13 protein-coding genes are annotated in these 17,223 nt (G+C 66.8%); 4 read left to right on the top strand and 9 right to left on the bottom strand.

Annotation, left to right across the window (positions count from 1 at the left end; genetic code table 11):
• The first annotated feature begins 38 nt into the window (after positions 1–38).
• Positions 39–845, top strand: a complete 807-nt coding sequence (locus WIMU1_RS09990; RefSeq protein ID WP_189339268.1) for a class I SAM-dependent methyltransferase — start codon at positions 39–41, stop codon at positions 843–845.
• Here WIMU1_RS09990 and surE read toward each other — a convergent pair.
• The 9 genes from surE to WIMU1_RS09945 all read right to left on the bottom strand — a co-directional run bounded on the left by surE (position 840) and on the right by WIMU1_RS09945 (position 12,127).
• Positions 840–1,607, bottom strand: a complete 768-nt coding sequence (surE, locus tag WIMU1_RS09985; protein WP_062796837.1) for a 5'/3'-nucleotidase SurE — start codon at positions 1,605–1,607, stop codon at positions 840–842. The two genes, WIMU1_RS09990 and surE, sit on opposite strands and share 6 nt — an antisense overlap.
• Positions 1,604–2,548 carry a PfkB family carbohydrate kinase gene (locus WIMU1_RS09980; RefSeq protein WP_062796836.1) on the bottom strand — a complete coding sequence of 315 codons (945 nt, stop codon included), beginning with the start codon at positions 2,546–2,548 and terminating at the stop codon, positions 1,604–1,606. The genes surE and WIMU1_RS09980 overlap by 4 nt, the downstream gene beginning before the upstream one ends.
• 105 nt (positions 2,549–2,653) lie before the next feature.
• On the bottom strand, positions 2,654–5,191 hold the full coding sequence (locus WIMU1_RS09975; protein ID WP_245968903.1) for an ABC transporter permease: 2,538 nt from the start codon (positions 5,189–5,191) through the stop codon (positions 2,654–2,656).
• Positions 5,191–5,973: an ABC transporter ATP-binding protein gene (locus tag WIMU1_RS09970; protein WP_023960256.1), complete on the bottom strand. Its 783-nt coding sequence runs from the start codon at positions 5,971–5,973 to the stop codon at positions 5,191–5,193. Before WIMU1_RS09970 ends, WIMU1_RS09975 begins: the two co-directional genes overlap by 1 nt.
• A gap of 202 nt (positions 5,974–6,175) precedes the next feature.
• Complete coding sequence (locus tag WIMU1_RS09965) at positions 6,176–7,270, bottom strand: esterase-like activity of phytase family protein (protein ID WP_062796834.1); 1,095 nt, start codon at positions 7,268–7,270, stop codon at positions 6,176–6,178.
• A 57-nt stretch (positions 7,271–7,327) separates the two neighbouring features.
• The gene (locus WIMU1_RS09960) at positions 7,328–9,160 is read right to left on the bottom strand and encodes a phosphoenolpyruvate carboxykinase (GTP) (protein ID WP_062796832.1); all 1,833 of its coding nucleotides are present in this window, start codon (positions 9,158–9,160) and stop codon (positions 7,328–7,330) included.
• Between the two features lie 203 nt (positions 9,161–9,363).
• Positions 9,364–9,708 carry a DUF6802 family protein gene (locus tag WIMU1_RS09955; protein ID WP_062796830.1) on the bottom strand — a complete coding sequence of 115 codons (345 nt, stop codon included), beginning with the start codon at positions 9,706–9,708 and terminating at the stop codon, positions 9,364–9,366.
• Between the two features lie 110 nt (positions 9,709–9,818).
• Positions 9,819–11,288: a hypothetical protein gene (locus tag WIMU1_RS09950; RefSeq protein WP_062796828.1), complete on the bottom strand. Its 1,470-nt coding sequence runs from the start codon at positions 11,286–11,288 to the stop codon at positions 9,819–9,821.
• The gene (locus tag WIMU1_RS09945; RefSeq protein WP_062796827.1) at positions 11,285–12,127 is read right to left on the bottom strand and encodes a hypothetical protein; all 843 of its coding nucleotides are present in this window, start codon (positions 12,125–12,127) and stop codon (positions 11,285–11,287) included. The genes WIMU1_RS09950 and WIMU1_RS09945 overlap by 4 nt, the downstream gene beginning before the upstream one ends.
• A gap of 123 nt (positions 12,128–12,250) precedes the next feature.
• On the opposite strand from WIMU1_RS09945, the gene trmB reads away from it, so the two are divergent.
• The 3 genes from trmB (at position 12,251) to WIMU1_RS09930 (ending at position 17,217) form a co-directional block, all read left to right on the top strand.
• Entirely contained in the window at positions 12,251–13,051 is an 801-nt protein-coding gene (trmB, locus tag WIMU1_RS09940) for a tRNA (guanosine(46)-N7)-methyltransferase TrmB (protein WP_062796825.1), read from the top strand.
• A complete protein-coding gene (locus WIMU1_RS09935; RefSeq protein ID WP_062796823.1) occupies positions 13,048–13,788 on the top strand; it encodes an NYN domain-containing protein in 741 nt (246 codons plus the stop codon). Before trmB ends, WIMU1_RS09935 begins: the two co-directional genes overlap by 4 nt.
• 114 nt (positions 13,789–13,902) lie before the next feature.
• Positions 13,903–17,217, top strand: coding sequence for an MMPL family transporter (locus WIMU1_RS09930; RefSeq protein WP_062796821.1), 3,315 nt, complete (start codon positions 13,903–13,905; stop codon positions 17,215–17,217).
• Positions 17,218–17,223 lie beyond the last annotated feature (6 nt).

The raw sequence follows: 17,223 nt of genomic DNA, 5'->3' as shown, positions 1-17,223 counted from the left end.
CGGATCACCACCGACGTCCGACCCGTATCGTTTCGCTGGTGAAAGACACCACCCGCCGTGCCCGTCAGCGCGCCACGGTGGTCCGTTCGGCCACCTTGCTGAACCACTTCCGGTACGAGCAGTCCGACCCCGACCGCTTCTACGGCGCCCTCGCCGATGACTCGGTGGAGTTGATCGAGGCGCTGCACCGCGGCGTCACGGGCCTCGACCCCGGCGGCCCGGCCGGCCTCGACGGCAAGGTTGTCCTCGATGTGGGAGGCGGTCCCGGCTACTTCGCCGAGGTGTTCCGGCGCCGCGGCGCCCACTATGTGTCGGTCGAACCTGACCCGGACGAGATGCATGCCGCCGGTCTCCCCCAGCAGGCCGGTGTCCGCGGGTCGGGGACTGCACTGCCGATCGCCGATGCCGTGGTGGACATCTGCTACTCGTCCAATGTCGCCGAACACGTCGCCGAGCCCTGGTCCATGGCCCGAGAGATGCTGCGGGTCACTCGCCCCGGCGGCCTCGTCCTGCTCAGCTACACCCTCTGGTACGGACCGTTCGGCGGCCACGAGATGGGTTTGACCCATTACTTCGGCGGCGCTCGGGCGGCCCGCTGGTACACCAGAAAGCACGGCCACCGGCCCAAGAACCTCTACGGCACATCGTTGTTCAAGGTCACCGCAGCCGACGGGCTGCGGTGGGCACGTTCGGTGCCGCCGAGTGAGGCGACACTGGTGGCAGCCTTTCCCCGGTATCTCCCGGGGCGGCTGTGGTGGGTGATGAAGGTGCCGCTGATCCGGGAAGTACTGGGCACCAACCTGGTGCTCCTGCTCCGTAAGGCCGACCCGACGAATCCGCTATAGGACAAGCCCGTCGAGGTCGGTGTCCGGGGCCTCGATCGGCGGGACCCGGAGAGCGGTCACCGTCGCCCACCCGTCCGCGATGAGGGCGGCATCCGAACCCGGCGGGCTGTCGTCCTGCTCCTGAGCGCGGATCTCGTCGAAGGTCACCGCCACCGACTCCTCATCTCGTTCCCCGATCCGGGCCTGCACGGCCCCGAACGGTGCAAGCGATGCCCGCCGCAGCCCCTTCAGATCCGCTCTGGCCAGATCGGGGATGTTGACGTTGAGCACCGAACCGGGCTGGGCCTTGTCGACCACCCACGCTGCTGCGACACGCGCGACCTCGGCCGCGCAGTCCCAATCGCGGGGCTCGGCGGCGTCGACCGACACCGCCAACGTCGCAGCGCCGTGGGCGGCAGCGGTGAACGCCGCGCCCACCGTCCCCGAGTGCAAGATCGCGTGTCCGGTGTTGGGGCCGTGATTGATCCCGGAAAACACCAGATCCGGCGGTGACCCGAATGCTCCATCGCACGCGACAAAAGCGATGAGGGCAGGCGACGCGTCCACGGCGTAAGCCGTCACGCCGGGCAACTCGGTCAGGTCGGTGGCTCGCATCCGCAACCGGCCGCCGTCTTCGATGGCACTGAGCGACGCGCTCGCGCCGCTGCGCTCCCGGTCGGGCGCGGCGACCACCACGTCGAGACCCAGGTCGGCCGCAACTCTCGCGAGCACGCGGATCCCGGTGCGGTCGATACCGTCGTCGTTGGTGATCAGCACCTTCACGACGTGCCCTTTCCGGGTCGGTCCACCTTGCGGACCTCGGCTCGTTCGGCCAACTTCCGGACCACCTCGCCGTGGCCGGTCGCCAGCCCTCGCCGGGTCACCGTTGCCGCACCTGCCGCGACCGCCAGCCGCAGTCCCGACTCGAGGGACTCGCCCTGCGCGGTCGACACAGCCAACGCAGCGGTCATCGAGTCGCCGGCACCCCGATGGTCGATCGATTGGGCGGGCGGCGCGATGGCCTCCCAGAACTGACCGTCCTCCCAGGCCAGCGTCGATTCCTCACCACGCGAGATCACCACCACCCTGGCGCCCTTTTCTCCGAATTCCTCCATCGCGGTGGCAAGATCCGCAGGCTTCTCCGACTTCGCGAACCCGTCCTCGACGAGGTCCTCGTGACTCACCTTGAGGATGTCGAGGCCACCTTCGAGCGCGCTCTGCAAGGTCGGGCCGGACAGGTCGGCCACCACCGGGATGCCGTTGGCCGTCAGATCTGCAGCCAGGCGTCCGTAGGTCTCGTCCGGGATCACCCCGTCCTCATGGGGGCCGCCGAGCGCCGCGACGCCCGAGGTGAGCCCCTCGGCAAGGCAGTTGCTGAAGAGGTCGTCCACTTCGTGCCGGGTGAGCACTTGTGGACGCACACTCACCACTTCGAGGCGGTTGCCGCTGCGCCGATCGTGGACGTACGAGCCGTTCTCGCCGCCCATCGCCACGCCACGCACCGCGACGCCCTCACCTTCGATCAGTGGGCGCAGTATCTTTCCGGCCTCGCCGCCGAACACCCCACACAACGTGGTGTTCAGGCCGAGCGTCTCCATCATCCGGGCGATCCAGAAGCCCTGCCCTCCGGCGTGGACGTGCAGCTCCGCAGCGTCGCTGGCGTCGGATTCGATGGTTACGGTCAGTAAAGGGGTCGGGGCAAAAACCAGACCATGTGAACTCATGATGTCCTCCTCGCGGCCCGCTTACCCGCTCGCGCCGACCGGAAAACGGACAGAACCCCCGCACCGGGACCGGCGCGGGGGTTCTGTTGTCTGCAGTGTCGTGGACTAGTTGTCGATCGCGTCCAGCGGTTTGGTCTTCGCCGCCCGCGAGGCCGGCCACAGGGCCGCCAGCACTCCGACAACGGCCGCACCGACCAGCGTGATGACGATCAGACTCCACGGCAACACCGGAGCACCCAGACCCCAGTACTTCAGGGTGCGTACCAACGCCCAGCCGAATGCCACGCCCAGCACCACACCGAGCAGCGCACCGAAGATCGCGATCAACAGCGACTCGACGTAGATCGTCCGCCGTAGTTGAGCACGGGCCATCCCGATCGCCCGCAACATCCCGATCTCACGTTTGCGTTCGATCACCGACAGGGCGAGCGTGTTGACGATGCCCAGGACTGCGATCACCAACGCCAGTCCGAGCATTCCGTAGAGGACACTCAGCATCTGGTCGATCTGCGATGACTGCTCGCCCTTGAACTCGGCAGGCGTCCGGATCTTCACCGTCAGGTAGTCGGCGGTGACATCTTCGACCCGGTCGCTCACCTCGTCGACGTTGGCGCCCGGCACCGTCTTGATGGCGGCGAAGACCTCTTGCCGCAGCGGTGACGGGATCAGCTTCTCGTAGGCATCCGAGCCCATCGCCCACGGATCGATCAGCGGGTTGTCCTTGAAGATGCCGGTCACCCTCACCGGGACCACCGTGCCGTCGTAGTTGGTGAACTCGATCGTCTCGCCGACGTTCCAGCCCTTCTCCTTCGACGTGCGTTCGCCGACGATCATGCCGTCCGGTTCGATCGTTCGCGGACCCTCGACCATCTCGTACGGGGTGACCGAGTACATGTCACCGTCGGGCGAGTACCCGAACACGCCCTGACCATCGACCTCGGCCTGGATACCCCCGAAGCCGACAACCGATTCGACTCCGTCGATCTCGGCGATGGCCTCCACCACCAGTGGCGAGAACCCGCTGCCCTGATCGCCGGACACCAGCAGATTCGCCGTCAGTCCGGTGTCGATCGCATCGTCGATCGTGCCCTTGAACGTCGAACCGAGAGTGCCGATCACCGCCACCAGCATCAAACCGAGTGTCAACGCGAAAGCTGTTGCGGCAGTACGCCTCGGATTGCGGACAGCGTTGGTACGCGCAAGCTGACCGATCTTTCCGAAAGGCCGTGCCAGCACCGCACCGAGCGCGGTGACCGCCGGACGCGACAACGCAGGCGCGGCGAACACCACCGCGAAGATCATCACCAGGGCACCGAGTCCGACGATGCTCGCAGCTCCGGACCCCTCACCGGAGGCACCGATCGCCAGCAGCGCCAGTGCGATGACCGCCAGCACGATGCCTGCGATGGTGCGCACCTTGAGTGACGCCTGACCATCGGTGAGGCTCTCGCGCATCGCCTCCACGGGCGACACCTTTGACGCCCGCCTGGCCGGCGCATACGCACTGACCATCGTCACCACGATGCCCACCAACAGACACGCGATGATCGCCGACGGACCGACCTGCAGCGACGCCGTGGGCAATCCCGTCGAGGACGTCACGGCGCGTAGCACCGCCGCGATCCCGATGCCGGTGACCAGGCCGACCAACGCGCCGATCAGGCCGACGACAAACGCCTCGAGCAGCACCGAACGGGTGACCTGTTTGCGACTGGCCCCGATTGCCCTGAGCAGGGCCAACTCTCGCACCCGCTGGGCCACGATCATCGAGAAGGTGTTGTAGATGATGAACGTGCCGACGATGAGTCCGATCGCGGCGAACGCCAGCAGGATGTAGTTGAAGACGTCGAGGAACTGGTTGATCGAGTCCTTTTCGTCCTGACGCACCTGGTCGCCGGTGCGCAGCTTGTAGTCGTCGCCGATCAGGCCTCCGACTCGTTCCTTCAACTGCTCGGGGCTCACACCCGGCGCCGCCTGCAGGTCGATCGCCTGCGAATGCGAGCCGTCGGTGAACAGGTCTTTGGCAGTCTCCTCCTGGAACTGGATGCTGGTGAATCCGCTGGTGGCGCCCGGCACGTCGAGGATGCCGACCACCGTCACCTCCATCGGTGCCCCGCTGCCACGGCCCACCGCCACCTTGGTGGTCGACCCGAGTTTCAGGTCTGCCTCGTCGGCGGACGAATCGTTGAGGGCGATCTCGTTGGGGGCAGTCGGAGCACGGCCGTCGATGAGATTGCTCTCGGTGTCGGACAGCCGTTGGTCCGGCGACTGGAAGGCGCTGCCCACACTGGGCGCGCCGCCCGTCTGCAGCGCCTTGCCGTCGGCCTTGGCGATGGTGGCCGGACCGCTGTACTGCGGCAACACCTTTGCCACCCCGAGCTCGGCCTTGTTGTCCTCGATCTGGGTGAGGACCGAATCGGGCACACCCGACGAATTGGAGTCCTCCGGTGAGATCTGGGTGTCCACACCGAGTGCGACCTTGTCGAAGATCCCGTCGAAGGCGCTGGACACGGTCGCGGTGAAGATCATCGAACCGGCCACGAAAGCGGTACCCAACACGACCGACAGAACAGTCAGGACAAGGCGAAGCTTATGCGCGCCAAGGTTTCTCAGTGAGACCTTGCGCATCGCATTCGATGCCATCACAGTTCCTTGGGAGCGCGCGAGAAGCCTCCGGTCGACGGGGTCTCGTCGAGGTTCTTCATGTACTCGAAGATCTCGTCGGCATCGGGATTGCGGAGCTCCTGCACGATCTGGCCGTCGGCGAGAAAGACCACCCGGTCGGCATAGCTCGCCGCACGGGGGTCGTGGGTGACGATCACAACGGTCTGGCCGAACTCGTCGACCGCGGCGCGAAGAATGCTGAGCACCTCGCCCGACGACCTGGAGTCGAGGTTGCCGGTGGGCTCGTCACCGAAGATGATCTCGGGTTGCCCGACCAGCGCTCGTGCACACGCCACGCGCTGCTGCTGACCACCGGACAGCTCGCTGGGGCGATGGCCCAGACGGTCGGCGATACCGAGACGCCCGATCACGGTGTCGAACCATTGCTGATCGGGTTTGCGGCCGGCAATGTCGAGCGGCAGCGTGATGTTCTCCCGAGCCGTCAGGGTCGGCACCAGGTTGAAGGACTGGAACACGAAGCCGATCCGGTCCCGGCGCAGGAGCGTCATCTGCTTGTCGGAGAGGTCGGTCAGATTGGTGTCGCCGATGCTCACCGTTCCGCTGGTCGCGGTGTCGAGTCCGGCGAGGCAGTGCATCAATGTGGACTTGCCGGACCCGGACGGGCCCATGATGGCCGTGAACTCACCTCGGACGAACTCCGCGGTGACACCCGCCAATGCATGCACCTGGGTGTCTCCGGATCCGTAGATCTTCTTCAGATCGCTCGCGCGGGCCGCAACTGCGGTGGGTGGGGCGGTCATGTCTGGCCTTTCTCATTCTCGGTCAGTTAATGCACGATGCCTGGCTACCGGCAGTACAAATACTGACTGCCATGCCATCGCCGAATCATCGGGGACCACCCTGATCTTTCCCCCTACATCCCGCCGACGAATCGGCCGTGAGGATGATTTGGCCCCCTCGCAGTAGTACCGCAGAGTGAGGTCGCGGTCCAGCGAATACAGGTCAGCCAGGGAATTGCACGGCCATGACGTGCAGCTTGTTGGGTGCGGCAGGCGAGTTGAAGCCGTTGTCGGACACGGCGAGAAGAGCGCGCCGATTGTTCGAGAGTCTCGGCCCCCACGCCAGACCTTCGACGTTGCCCGGCCTCAAGTTCGTCAAACTGCTCAGGTTGTAGACCAAGTGCTTCGGCATCGCCTTCTCGTTCCCTGTCAGGGCTGCTTTACCCGTGACCCGGTCGGCGCCGTTGGTGGTGGTCCAGAAAATCTTGATGTCGTAGGAGTTGCGAGCGGGATCGTAACCGCGTTCGAGCACCAGGAAGTCGGTCTTGTTGACGGCCAACACCTCCGAGACACCCTTGAACGCCCGGCCCGACGAACCCGGGGCAAGCGGGTCGGTGCGATAGACGAACTCGCCGCTCACACTGCCGTTGCCACGTAGTTGCAGCAGCCGCGAGCTGGTGCCTGCGGCCAGGGTGGGCCGTGGGCCATCCTGGGCGAGTGAGTTCTCGGTGATGGTGCTGATGAGGCCGCCCTCGCTCACCGCCAGGGATTCCAGACCCAGGTGCCCCCGCAACCCACTGCCCTTCTTGGGAACATACGCAGCGGGGAGCGCGAGGTCCCGCTGATGGAGCCCTGGGGCCGAGACCATCCGGATGAACGGCTCGGGCCCATCACTGGCGACGATCAACGAGTCGCCGTAGTGCCTGATGGCCTCGAACTCGTAGCCGGAGCCGGGCAGCATCGGGATGTTGTTCGGCCCCAGCACCACACCACCGCCGACCAGCGCGGGGGCGCCGACCGACATGCCGTCGCGGTTGAGTGGAACGCTGACGTCGTAGTAACGGGTGGGTCCATTGGCGCCGGTGTCGTCGGTGATGACCGAGTAGTTGCCACGACCGTCACCGTCGATGCCGGAGATGCCCCCGAAGCGGGCGGGCGCCGGGATCCAGTCGAACGGCAGGTTTGTCGTCGACAGGAACTTCGCGGACACCACAGGTGCTGCCGCCGCGTTCACGGGTGCAATCAGACCCGCTGCCAGCGTGGCCGCGACAACTCCTGTGGCCGTTGCCAATACACCGCGCAGCTTCGCTCGCCTCATGGGCGGGATGTTACCGGCGCGGCCCCGCCTGCGCGCGTTCAGAAGAGACTTGAAGGATCAAGAATCGGCGCCGAGCCGATGCTTGAGCGCCTCGAACTCGTCCCGGATGCCCGACGGCAGCTTCTCGCCGACGAAGTCGAACCATTCCTCGATGGACGGGATCTCGCCACGCCACTCCTCGGGGTTCACCGCGAGCGCTTCGGCGACGTCGGCCTCGGAGACGTCCAAGCCGTCGAGGTCCAGCGCTTCGGGCGTCGCCACGATGCCGATGGGGGTCTCCACACCGCTGGTCTTGCCCTCGATGCGTTCGACGATCCACTTGAGCACGCGGCTGTTCTCACCGAATCCTGGCCACAGGAAGCGCTTGTCGTCGCCGCGACGGAACCAGTTGACGTAGAACACCTTCGGCAACTTGGACTCGTCCGCGTTCTTGCCGAGGTCGATCCAGTGGTTGAGGTAGTCGCCGACGTTGTAGCCGAGGAACGGCAGCATCGCCATGGGGTCGCGGCGGATGGCGCCGACGGTGCCCTCGGCTGCCGCGGTCTGCTCCGAGCCGACGGTGGCGCCCATGAACACGCCGTGCTGCCAGCTGCGGGCTTCGGTCACCAACGGGATGGTGGTCTTGCGCCGGCCGCCGAACAGGATCGCCGAGATCGGCACACCCTGCGGGTCATCCCACTCGGGCGCCATGATCGGGCACTGGCTCATCGGGGTGCAGTACCGCGAATTCGGATGCGCTGCCTGCGTATCCGAGTCCGGGGTCCAGTCGTTCCCGCGCCAGTCGATGAGGTGCTGGGGGTCGCCTTCGAGGCCCTCCCACCAGACATCCTTGTCGTCGGTGAGCGCGACGTTGGTGTAGATGGTGTTGCCCGCCTCCATGGTCTTCATGGCGTTGGGGTTGGAGCTGTAGTTGGTACCGGGCGCGACACCGAAGAAGCCGAACTCCGGGTTGACCGCGTACAGGCGGCCGTCTTCGCCGAACCGCATCCAGGCGATGTCGTCACCGAGGGTCTCGGCACGCCACCCGGGGATGGTGGGCTGGATCATCGCGAGGTTGGTCTTGCCGCAAGCGCTCGGGAACGCGGCAGCGATGTAGTACGCCTTGTCCTCCGGGCTGATCAGCTTGAGGATCAGCATGTGCTCTGCGAGCCAGCCCTCGTCGTGGGCCATGGCCGACGCGATGCGCAGCGAGTAGCACTTCTTGCCCAGGAGCGCGTTACCGCCGTAACCCGAACCGTACGACCAGATCTCGCGGTCTTCCGGGAAGTGGGTGATGTATTTGGTCTCGTTGCACGGCCACGGCACGTCTTCCTGGCCGGCCTCGAGTGGGGCACCCAGTGAGTGCAGCGCCTTGACGAAGAAGCGGTCCTCGCCCAGTGCCGCGACGACCTCGGGGCCGACCCGGGTCATCACACGCATCGACAGCACGACGTATTCGGAGTCGGTGATCTCGACACCCAGCTTGGGGTCGTCGGAGCCGATCGGTCCCATGCAGAACGGGATGACGTACATGGTGCGGCCGCGCATGCTGCCGCGGTAGAGCTCGGTCATCGTCGCGCGCATCTCGGTCGGGTCGACCCAGTTGTTCGTGGGGCCGGCGTCGATCTCGTTCTTCGAGCAGATGTAGGTGCGTGATTCCACGCGTGCGACGTCGGCGGGGTCGGAGTTGGCCAGGAACGAGTTGGGCTTCTTCTTCTCGTCCAGCTTGGTCATGGTCCCGGCGGCGACGAGCTGGGTGGTGAGGCGATCCCACTCGTCGTCGGAGCCGTCAGACCAGACAACCCGCTCCGGTTCGGTGAGTTCTGCGACTTCTCGCACCCAGGCCAACAGTTCGGCGTGCGACGTCGGCGCGCTGTCGGGATCCAAACCGGGAATGGTTGCTGAAGTCATGTGTCATCTCTCCTACCGGTGACCGACGGGCACAGGAACCGCATGGGCTCATCGTCTGCGCCGGTCAGCCCCTCCGTGGCGGCCTTTTATTCAGATTACTTCGGGCGTACCCGCTGGCATCAATCGGGGCGTGTATCAGGGCACATCTCACCGTGTGAGTGACGAACATTGTAGTCGGCCCATCAACGCGCTGACCAGCCGAACTATCGAAGACGACCGACGTCGGTGGCTGTCCATTCCCCCGTCGCGGGGTCCAGCCGATGCGAGCTGTAACCGCCGTCGCCACGCACTTCTGTGATCAGATCCACCTGACCGTCACGATCACTATCGGTGTACACGGTCAAACCAGCTGGTCCTGGCCTCGTGAGCGAATCCGCGACCCCGTCGGCGTCGGTGTCGATGTCGGCGGGCCCCAGATCCCAGACCCTGTCGTTCTCGACGATCCAGAGGTTGTCGTAGACGCCGTCGATGGGCGGCGCCGAGACCGGATGGACGAACACCGGCTCATTCTGGTCGTCGCCACATCCGGCAAGGAAGTCGTTGTCCATACCGTGCACCCACCCGCCCGTCGAAGAAAAAGTGTCCCGGTGGGTTGGACGCACAACACGTCGGCGCGGTTCCCGCCGACCGAGGGGCGAGTGAGAGAGGGCGAGCCAGATCAGTGGCCGATCGCCTCGAGGAGGGGGTCGAGGCGGTCCCGTACCTCGGCCGCAGCTGCAAGTTTCGCGAGGTCGCCGTCGCGACGGCCGACCGCCGCCTGCCGCGCCCGCCTGATCTCGCGGTCCATTTCGGCGATCCGGGCGGCCGCCCCTTGCGACCGCCTCTCGTAGTGGCGGGTGAGTCTGCCGCCGATGACCGACTCGGCACTGGAGACCTGCCGCACTATCTCCCGCTCGATCTGTGACCGCACATCACCTACCGCGTCGTGCGCCCATGTCGCCATCGCCGCCCGTCGGGTCGACAGCCGGCGTATCCGGACCATCCCCACCGCGATCACCACGCCGAGGACAAGCGTCAGCGGCATCGCGATCCACTGCAGCGTGTCGACCGACGCCATCGGGGTGACCACCAGACGGCCGAGACCCAGACCTGCCGAGGCCCCGAACACCACGAGCAACGCCTCCTCGGCGCCCCGGCGCGGCACCGGCAGGGCGGGAACGGCCACCGTCTCGTAGGAACGGGCCGGCGCCGCGGGGGCCGCCTGCTCCAGCCCGAGCATCGTGCGCGCCTGCAGGCCGTCGAGCTCGTCGTCGAGCCGGTTGAGGATGCCGGTGCGGACCTCTGTCAGCTCGCCCTCGAGCCACTGCACAAACGACGTTTCCCCGGAACGGTTGAGTCGCGCCGCAGCTGCTGTCGCCCCGGCGTCGATGGCTCGCGTCGTCGAATTGAGTGCGCCGGTCACGTCACCACGGATCTGCCCGGCACCGGCGCGCAGTGCAGCCAACCGGTCCATCCGACCGCGGTCGCGGGTTCCGGCGAGCACTGCCCGTTCGTCCAGCAATGCGGCGGCGGGGTCCGAGCCATGGTCGACAGTGGCCAGGTCCTCGACAAACGCTTCGAGAGTGCGATCAGCGGCCACGGTCGCCAACCGTTCGCGGCGATCAGTGGGGTGGAGTTGCTCGTGCAGCCAGCCCGTCAGCGCCTCGAATCCTGAGCCGGTGTGATGACCGGCCAGCGCGGCCGCGGCCGACACGGCGAAGATCGGCAGTCGTCCGTGCGGGTCGAGTAGCTGTCGATTGGCCTTGAGCAACGTGGGCCAATCCCAGAAGGCATCGATCTTGTTGCAGACCAGTGCGACGATCGGCGCGGTGGCGGTCAGGGCTCGCAGCAGTTCGACCTCTGGTTCCCCCACCCCTGATGAGGGATCCACGATCAGCAGGGCGATGGCCGCGCCGCCGCCTCTTCCGTGGACATCACCGTCCAGCCGATCCACCTGATCCGGCCCAGGCCACTCGGAGGCCTTGATGCCTGCGGCATCCAACGCCGCGGCGATCGAGGTGACCCCGACGCGACCGAGCCCTGCCACCATCACCACGTCGGAATCGACCTGGCCGATCGACGAACCGGTCAGCTCCGAGACACCGGCCACCACGGCCCGCATCTCCCGCAGGTCCGCGGTCGTGGTCATGTGAGCGCTCCGGACAGCATGGACCCGGACAGGATGTGTTCGATCTCGTCTCGCAGGATTCCCTGGGCCGCGATGATCTCGAGTTCGTCGACCACCCGTCCGACGCGCCTGTGCTCGGCAAGGGACGCGAACTCCGTCAACGGATCGGCCAGGGCGTCGAGTCCACTGCGCTGGTGGAGCCGGATGGCGAGTTCCTCTGCGGTCAGAGGCCCGCCGCTCAGCAGGCCGAGCGCACTGGCGATGCCGTACGCATCGAGCCTGCGCAGCAACGACAGCCGTTGCAGGCGTTGGTGCGGCCCGCCCGCGTCGAGGAACTCGGCCTGCATCGGCGGCACCTGTTCACCTGCTGCGGCCATGGCGGCCATGAAGTCGATGTCGTCCATCCGCAGATCCGGTACCGCCAGCAACGGCATCACCGGCACCACCGCCCGACCGAGCGATGCGGAGCATTGCGCTGCGCGATCACGAGCGGACGGCCATGACCCCAGCGAGTCCGCTTTCCCGAGAACCACCAGGCTTCGACGTGGATCGAGGTCGGCGATCGCGGCGACGTCGTCCGGCCGGGGCCAGCCCGAGAGCACGTGGAGCCATGCGTCCGCGTCGGACGCGTCGTCGCCCGGTCCGATCGGGCTGACGTCGTAGGACTGCCTCAGCGCACGGGCCACGGTGTCGCGGCCGGTGCCGAATCGGCCCACCACGGCCACCCGCAGCGGACCCTGCAGATCGTCGACCGCGCGGCGCAACGCGACGGCCCCCGGCAGGTGGTCGCACAGAGCGTGCAGCCGGTCCATCAACTCGCCGATCCGAGAGTCGGCCGGCCCATCATCGTGCCGATACATGTGATTCCTCCCCCGAAGAGCCTTGCCACCTGGTCAGACGCACGATTGCGGTGACCGGTTCCGCCTCGCCGCAACACGGCTTGATCGCGGTTTGGTAAACCCCTGCTGTCACATCGGTGAGTAATGCGGGACTATGGCCGGGTGACTAGCCCAAACCCGAAGGCCCAACGCAGTGTGTTGCCGGCGCCGGACGAGCGGTCGGCTCCGGACGACAAGGCCGAGATCGACGCGGCCCGCCGTGAACGCGCGCGTCTCTACCCTCGGGTGACCAGCTTCCGGTCGCGCCGCGGCAGTCTCACGCCCGCTCAGCAGGACAACTGGGAGCGGCTGTGGCCTTCGGTGGGTCGAGAGGTCAGCGAGAACGACCGGATCGATGCCGAGGCCTGGTTCGGACGTAACGCGCCCCTGATCCTCGAGATCGGCTGCGGAACGGGCACCTCGACCGCCGCGATGGCGGCCGAGGAGCCCGACATCGACGTGATCGCCGTCGACGTCTACCGGCCAGGGATCGCACAACTCCTCGGGATGATCGGCCGGGAGAACCTCACCAACATCCGGGTCATCCGAGGTGACGCCGTGATCGTGCTGGGGCACATGATCGCGCCCGCCTCGCTGACCGGCGTCCGGGTGTTCTTCCCCGATCCATGGCCCAAAGCGCGGCATCACAAGCGGCGTCTGCTGCAGCCGAGCACCATCGAGCTGATCGCCGAGGTGCTGCGGGACAACGGTGCGCTGCACATCGCCACCGACCATGCCGACTACGCCCACTCGATCGCGGAGGTGCTCGGCAGTCAGTCCCTGCTGGTACCGGCCGAGACCGCCGTGCCGTTCTCCACGGCCCGGCCGGTCACGAAGTTCGAGGGACGCGCCGAACGCGAAGGCCGCCCGGTCACTGAGTTCGTTCTCACAAGGGTCCCGCGATGAGTCCTGCATCCTATTCGGACGAGCCCGTCAGCACACCCGACAACTCGGTCGCCCACACCATCTCGGGGGCCAGCCAGGAAGCCCGGGTGCTGCTGATCTGGGACGCACCGAATCTCGACATGGGTCTCGGGTCGATCCTCGGTGGCAGGCCCACCGCAGCTCACCGGCCCAGGTTCGACGCCCTGGGGCGCTGGCTGCTGGGTCGCACAGCCGACATCTCCGCGTCCACCACGCCGTCGGCCGACGGCGCCGCAGGTGGTCGCAGAAGCTTCGCCGCGGTCCCCGAGGCGACCGTCTTCACCAACATCGCCCCTGGTACGGCCGAAGTCGTGCGCCCCTGGGTCGAGGCGTTGCGTAATGTTGGTTTCGCTGTTTTCGCCAAGCCGAAAGTGGACGAAGACAGCGACGTGGATTCGGACATGCTCGACCACATCGAGATGCGCAGGCACACTGTGGGGCTGGCGGGTCTGATCGTCGCCTCGGCGGACGGGCAGGCCTTCCGCGAGCTTCTCGAGGACGTCGCCGCCGATGGGGTCCCGGTGCAGGTGCTCGGATTCCGCGAGCACGCAGCGTGGGCACTGACGTCGGAGAGTTTGGAGTTTGTAGATCTAGAAGACATTCCAGGTGTGTTCCGGGAGCCCCTGCCCCGGATCAGTCTGGACTCGTTGCCCGAAGAAGGCGCGTGGCTGGCTCCGTTCCGGCCATTGTCGGCACTGCTGTCCGGCCGCCCCACCTGAGAGCGACGAGCGAGCTGTGACATCGACGCACGATCGGCGACGTCACGGACGTCCCCCGCGCGACCACTCTCAACCAGCGAGTGACGAACTAGCGAGTACGGAAAGGAACCTGCGGTGTTTGGTGCCATAGGCAACTTCGTGTACCGGCTGCGCTTTGTGGTCATCGCGGTCATGGTTGCCCTGATGGCCGGGCTCGGCCTCTACGGGCTCGACCTCAACAAGCATCTGAGTCAGTCCGGATGGTTCGACCCGGGCTCCCCCTCGGTCGAGGGCTCGCAGCTGCGTGACGAGGTCCTCGGCCGCGACCACAAGTCGGACGTCATCATGCTGGTGACGCCGCCGGCAGGCACCAAGGTCGACGACCCGGCGTTCGCCACCAAGGTCGAGCGAATCGTCGAAGACCTGATCGCACAGCACGGTGACGTCGTGGACCGCACCGACCCCGGCATCGTGGACCCGTTCAAACCGGCCGCGAACGACTTCGACAAGGCCACCCAGGCGCAGGTGCAGGCACGGCTCTTCGACGCCTCCCGCGAACACGGGTTCGTCAGTATCGGTGTCCGGGGTGACGACGACACCACCATCTTGAACAACTACAAGAAGATCGAGCCCTTCTTCGACGATCTTCCCGAGAAGTACGACCTACCCGGCACGACCATCGAGATGGCCGGGCTGCAGCCCGTGGCCGGCGCGATGTCGGCGGGGATGGACGAAGACATCAAGCGCGCCGAGATCATCGCGCTGCCGCTGGTCGCCGTCATGTTGTTCTTCATCTTCGGCGGTGTCATCGCTGCCTGTCTGCCCGTGGTGATCGGCGGCCTGACCATCGCAGGCTCGCTGGGCATCATGAAGCTGCTCACCCACGTCACCGAACTCAACATCTTCGCCCAATCGGTGGTGACACTCATCGGGCTGGGCATCGCCATCGACTACGGATTGTTCATCGTCAGCCGGTTCCGCGAGGAGCTGGCCGAGGGATACACCACCAAGGACGCGGTGCGCCGGACCGTCATGACGGCCGGTCAGACCGTGGTGTTCTCGGCGACCATCATCGTCGCCGCGCTTGCGTGCCTGTTGCTGTTCCCGCAGGGCTTCCTCAAATCGGTGGCGTACGGCGCGATCGCGTCGGTCAGTCTCGCGGCCATCTGCTCGATCACCGTGCTCGCGGCGATCCTGGCCATCCTCGGTCCACGCATCGACATGTGGGGCTTCTCGTTCCTGCGACGTACCAAGACCAAAAAAGAGGTCGAGGACAGTTTCTGGGGCCGCCTTGCCGGCTGGGTGATGCGCCACCCGCTCAAGACCGCGATCCCGGTCGTTCTCTTGCTCCTCGCGTTGGTCATCCCGTTCGCCAACATCCAGTTCGGTGGCATCACCGAGAAGTACCTGCCGCCGAACAACGACAACCGCATCGCGCAGCAGAACTTCGACAAGTTCTTCCCGACCGAGCGCACTGAAGAGATCAAGCTCGTCATCGAGTACAACCCGGAGAGCAGCGACGACGCGGCCAAGCTGCAGACCATCGCCGACGAGGCCAACAAGATCCCCGGTTTCACCAAGGAGTTCACCCTCGACGGCGCGCAGGCCGAGGGCAACGTCGTCGAGTTGGCTGCCGGTCTCATCGACCAGAACACCGCAGGTGAAGCGGTCAAGGAATTGCGTGACATCGACACGCAGGGCCTCAACATGTACGTCGCGGGAACCCCTGCCCTGACGCAGGATTCGATCAACGCGCTCCTCGACGACCTACCCCTGATGGTCGCGCTGCTGATCCTGGTGACGAGCCTGCTGATGTTCCTGGCGTTCGGCTCGGTGGTGTTGCCCATCAAGGCGGCACTCGTCTCGGCGCTGGGACTCGGGTCGACCCTGGGCATCTTGACCTGGATCTTCATCGACGGTCACGGGTCGTCGATCGCCAACTTCACGCCGGGCCCGCTGATGTCTGCGGTCCTGGTCCTGATCATCGCCATCATTTACGGCCTGTCCACCGACTACGAGGTGTTCCTGCTCTCCCGGATGGTCGAGGAACGGCAGAAGGGCGCGAGCACCACCGACGCGATCCGCCGCGGCACCGCGCACACCGGCCGGATCATCACCGCGGCCGCGGCCATCCTGGTGGTGGTCACCGGCGCGTTCGGGCTGTCCGAGATCGTGATGATGAAGTACATCGCGTACGGCATGATCGCCGCACTGATCCTCGACGCCACCATCATCCGCATGCTGCTGGTGCCGGCCATCATGAAGCTGCTCGGCGACGACTGCTGGTGGGCTCCGCAGTGGATGAAGGTGATCCAGGAGAAGATCGGTCTGGGTGAGACCATCCTCGACGACGAGAACGACCCGGGTCGTGCGGCGCGAGCCGTCCGCGGGGCCCGCAGCGCCGGCACCGTGGTCGCCGAGGCACCCACGTCGGCGATGCGGATGCAACCTGCGACGGACGGTCGTCGACCGGTTCCCGCTGGCGCCCCCGTAGCGCGCCCCTCCGGTCCGATCGGACGGCCCCCGGCTCCGAGGCCTTCCGGCCCCATTTCTCGTCCGACGCCGGATCGGGCTGTGCCACAGCAGGATTCCGAACCGCAGCCACGCGCCACACCGGTTCCCGCGATGGGTGGCGTTCGCAAGCCGTCATCGTGGACCGACAGCACGCCGGATTCCGGTTCCCGGCCGGCCGACACTAACGGACGCATCGGGCAGGTCCGCAGGCCCGACCCGGTCCGGCCAGGGCAGCCCCAACAGACCGGTCGACCCAGCGAACCTCCGGTGAGCGGCGTCGTCCGCCGGGCACCGAGCAGGCCCGCCCCTGATTCGGACCCGGTTGCGCCGCGCACACCCAATCGTGAGAACGCCCGCCGCAACCGTCCCGACACCGGCGGTTGGAGTCTCGGCGCCGGCGGGATCCGCCTGGGTGACCCCGTTCCGGCGAACGGCACCCCCGGGCCGTCCGAGAACGGCTCTGAGCAGCATCGCCAACCCGGCCGACCACCGCGTCCGCAGCCGATCCGTTCCGACCGCATCGGACCGCAGCAAGACCCTCGCCCGACCGAACCGCGGCCCAGTGGTCCACCGGTGTCGAGTCCGCGCGGCGTGCCCGCGGGCCGGCAAGAGCGCGCGGGCCGATCCGACGGCGACCCGGGCAGCCCACTGCGCCGACGGCCCGACCTGGGCCCGGCAACCCCGGCTGGTCAGCCGTTGATCGCCTCGCTCAACCCCGAGCAGGCGCAACGTCCGCAGAACCCCGGGCCGGCACCGACACCTCCGTCGCCACGGCCGACGCCACCGGCACCGGAACCGGCACCGGATGAGGACGACTCGTCGAGCGGGCGCCGACGCGTCCGAGGAGCCGGCGACGGCCAGATCAGCGTGCGAGACCTGTTGCGCCGCCGCACCGATGGCCCCGGTCCCGCGTCCGGGTCCGAGTCCGACAACTGACCTGCC

It is taken from the genome of Williamsia muralis NBRC 105860 (assembly GCF_001598915.1).
Classification (GTDB): domain Bacteria; phylum Actinomycetota; class Actinomycetes; order Mycobacteriales; family Mycobacteriaceae; genus Williamsia; species Williamsia muralis.
The sequence above is the reverse complement of the archived record's forward strand: the minus strand, read 5'-3'. Positions and strand labels throughout refer to the sequence as shown.

Bases quoted from the DNA above. Each gene is read 5' to 3' on its own strand.
- WIMU1_RS09955 (WP_062796830.1), bottom strand. From the start codon at position 9,708: ATGGACAACGACTTCCTTGCCGGATGTGGCGACGACCAGAATGAGCCG.
- WIMU1_RS09945 (WP_062796827.1), bottom strand. From the start codon at position 12,127: ATGTATCGGCACGATGATGGGCCGGCCGACTCTCGGATCGGCGAGTTG.
- WIMU1_RS09965 (WP_062796834.1), bottom strand. From the start codon at position 7,270: ATGAGGCGAGCGAAGCTGCGCGGTGTATTGGCAACGGCCACAGGAGTT.
- WIMU1_RS09950 (WP_062796828.1), bottom strand. From the start codon at position 11,288: ATGACCACGACCGCGGACCTGCGGGAGATGCGGGCCGTGGTGGCCGGT.
- WIMU1_RS09935 (WP_062796823.1), top strand. From the start codon at position 13,048: ATGAGTCCTGCATCCTATTCGGACGAGCCCGTCAGCACACCCGACAAC.
- WIMU1_RS09970 (WP_023960256.1), bottom strand. From the start codon at position 5,973: ATGACCGCCCCACCCACCGCAGTTGCGGCCCGCGCGAGCGATCTGAAG.
- WIMU1_RS09975 (WP_245968903.1), bottom strand. From the start codon at position 5,191: ATGGCATCGAATGCGATGCGCAAGGTCTCACTGAGAAACCTTGGCGCG.
- WIMU1_RS09960 (WP_062796832.1), bottom strand. From the start codon at position 9,160: ATGACTTCAGCAACCATTCCCGGTTTGGATCCCGACAGCGCGCCGACG.
- WIMU1_RS09980 (WP_062796836.1), bottom strand. From the start codon at position 2,548: ATGAGTTCACATGGTCTGGTTTTTGCCCCGACCCCTTTACTGACCGTA.
- trmB (WP_062796825.1), top strand. From the start codon at position 12,251: ATGCGGGACTATGGCCGGGTGACTAGCCCAAACCCGAAGGCCCAACGC.